This window comes from Frankia sp. CcCS3 (assembly GCF_977927575.1).
On sequence record NZ_CDWRCL010000346.1, the window covers coordinates 1 to 2947 of the forward strand.

The 2947-nt window shown below is 68.4% G+C and carries 2 protein-coding genes and 1 pseudogene; 1 reads left to right on the forward strand and 2 read right to left on the reverse strand.

Features of this window, described 5'->3' with window-relative positions; all coding sequences use genetic code 11:
* Positions 1-690, forward strand: a 690-nt coding sequence (locus AC08OQ_RS18975) for a diacylglycerol/lipid kinase family protein (RefSeq protein ID WP_476605914.1), incomplete at its 5' end; no start/stop codon positions are given.
* Here the strand turns inward: AC08OQ_RS18975 and ctaD are convergent.
* Together ctaD and AC08OQ_RS18985 are read right to left on the reverse strand one after the other, a co-directional pair.
* On the reverse strand, positions 674-2488 hold the full coding sequence (gene ctaD, locus AC08OQ_RS18980; protein ID WP_476612287.1) for an aa3-type cytochrome oxidase subunit I: 1815 nt from the start codon (positions 2486-2488) through the stop codon (positions 674-676). The two genes, AC08OQ_RS18975 and ctaD, sit on opposite strands and share 17 nt — an antisense overlap.
* Before the next feature lie 271 nt (positions 2489-2759).
* Positions 2760-2947, reverse strand: a pseudogene (locus tag AC08OQ_RS18985) (alkaline phosphatase); the annotation flags it as partial.

The following is a 2947-nucleotide window of genomic DNA, read 5'->3' on the forward strand; positions in this document are numbered from 1 at the left end:
GGCCTAGCCGGCGCGGTGGCAGGGGGGGTGGCCCGCTGCGGCGGCGTGCTCGCGGTGCTCCCCGGCGGGCGCGGCAACGACTTCGTGCGTGGTCTCGGCCTGCCCCGCGACCCGTGCCGTGTCGCGGCCGGGCTCGCGCACGCCCGGGAACGCCGGGTCGACCTGCCCGAGGTCGGCGGCCGGCCGTTTCTCGGGATCGCGAGCGTCGGCTACGACTCCGACGTCCAGGTGATCGCCAACCGGACCCGGTTCCTACGCGGCCAGCAGGTCTACACCTACGCGGCGCTGCGGGCGCTGGCTGCCTGGCGCCCGGCGCGCTTCACGGTGACGGTGGACGACCTCGCACCTCGGGACCTGGTCGGGTGGACGGTCGCGGCGGCGAACTCGGCGTATTACGGCGGCGGGATGCGGTTCGCCCCGGGGGCGGACATCGCCGACGGGCTGCTGGACGTCCTGCTGATCTCGCGCACCTCCCGCCTGACGTTCCTGGCGCTGTTCCCGCGGGTGTTCTCCGGGCATCACGTCGACACCCGGCACGTGCGGGTGCTGCGGGCCCGGCGGGTGCGCGTCGAGGCCGACCGGCCCTTCGCCGTCTACGCCGACGGCGATCCGCTGGCGTCGCTGCCGGCGGAGATTGTCGTGCGCCCCGGTGCCCTGCGGCTGCTCGTGCCGGTTATTCCGGGGTCCTGAAGCCGGATTCCGGGGCCGGGCGGTCGGGTTCGGCCGCGGTGGGTTCGGCCGGGTCCGCGGTCTCGGGCCTCGGCGTGGTCTCGGGGGTCAGTGTGATCTCGGGGGTCGAATGGTAGTCGATGCGGCCGGCTGCCTGGGGATAGTGCAGGTCGAAGGCCGGGCGTTCGGAGCGGATACGCGGCAGCGTCCGGAAGTTGTGCCGCGGCGGCGGGCAGGACGTCGCCCATTCCAACGAGTTCCCGTAGCCCCAGGGGTCGTCGACGACGGCGAGTGGGCCCTTGCGGTAGGAGTGCCAGAGGTTGTAGATGAACGGCAGCGTCGACACGGCGAGCAGGAACGAACCCGCGGACGAGATCGTGTTCAGCGTGGTGAACCCGTCGTCCGGTCCGTAGTCGGCGTACCGGCGGGGCATACCCTGCACGCCGAGCCAGTGCTGCACCAGGAAGGTCAGGTGGAAGCCGAGGAAGAGCGTCCAGAAATGGACCTTCCCGAGCCGGTCGTTCATCATCCGGCCCGTGACCTTCGGGAACCAGAAGTAGGTGCCGCCGAAGGCGGCGAACACCACGGTCCCGAAGACGACGTAGTGGAAGTGGCCGACGACGAAGTAGCTGTCGCTGACGTGGAAGTCGATCGGCGGGCTGGCCAGCAGCACCCCGGTCAGGCCACCGAACAGGAAGGTCACCAGGAAACCGACCGCGAATAGCATCGGCGTCTCGAAGGTGAGCTGCCCGTGCCACATCGTGCCGATCCAGTTGAAGAACTTGATCCCGGTCGGCACCGCGATGAGGAACGACATCAGCGCGAAGAAGGGCAGCAGCACCGCGCCGGTGACGAACATGTGGTGCGCCCACACCACGACGGACAGGGCTCCGATGCCGATGGTGGCGAAGACCAGGCCCTTGTAGCCGAACAGCGGCTTGCGGGAGAAGACCGGCAGGATCTCGCTGATGACGCCGAAGAACGGCAGGGCGATGATGTAGACCTCGGGGTGGCCGAAGTACCAGAACAGGTGCTGCCAGAGCAGCGCGCCACCGTTGGCGGCGTCGAACACGTGCGCGCCGAAGCGCCGGTCGGCCTCCAGGGCGAGCAGCGCCGCGGCGAGCACGGGGAAGGCGATCAGCACGAGGATCGAGGTCGCCAGGAAGGTCCAGCAGAAGATCGGCAGCCGGAACATCGTCATGCCCGGGGCCCGCATCGTCAGGATCGTTGTGATCATGTTGACGGCGCCGAGGATGGTACCGACACCGGAGACCGCGAGACCCACGACCCACAGGTCGGAGCCCACTCCCGGCGAGTACACCTTGCTGTTCAATGGCGAGTAGGCGAACCAGCCGAAGGACGCGGTGCCGTCCGGGGTCAGGAACCCGAAGATCACCGCCAGGCTGCCGAACAGGAAGAACCAGTAGGACATCGCGTTCAGCCGCGGGAACGCCACGTCCGGCGCGCCGATCTGCAGCGGCACCAGGAAGTTCGCGAACGCGAACGCCAGTGGGGTGGCGAACATGAGCAGCATCAGTGTGCCGTGCAGCGTGAAAAACTGGTTGTACTGCTCGTTGGAGAAGTACTGCAGCCCCGGGCGGGCGAGTTCCGCCCGCATCATCACGGCCAGGACACCGGCGAAGAGGAAGAACCCGAACGACGTGACGGCGTACAGGATGGCGATGTCCTTGTGGGACGTCGTCCGCAGATAGCCGAGCAAAGGGGTACGTGGCCTGGTGTGCGCGGCGACGACATCCACCGGCTGCGTCCCGCTATCCGCTGCTCCGCCCGGTTCTCTCGGTTGGTGTAGAATCGTCACGTTCGGCTCCCGATGTTCGTCGTCCGCACGGCGCCAGAATGCGCGTGGAAAGCGGCGGACGGGCCGGGGAAAGGCTAACGTGGCGACCGGTGTCCTGGCCGTAGAACCGTCGAGTTTCTTCGGATTTATTCGCGATGCGCAGGCAGGCGAGGCCACCCGGTGGAGGTCATCCGGTGGTCGAATTCCCGTGCCTTTTCCGATGAATCGGGTGGAAAGCGGTCGGCAGTGCGGGCCAGCAGGGCCGGAGCGTGCTGTCGCCGCACGCTCGCTCTCAGGCCGGCCGCGCGCCGGGCCGCCCGTTCTCGACCACCCAGGTGGCATCCGTGGACGTGGGCGAGTGGCGATGTCGGCGACGACCCGCATGTCCGCGCGCCATTCGTCCGGGGTGACGCGAACGCGTGTGTAACCTCGCCGGTCACCGCGAAAATACGGGCTCTTCGAAGTTAAGCGGGTTTGAGG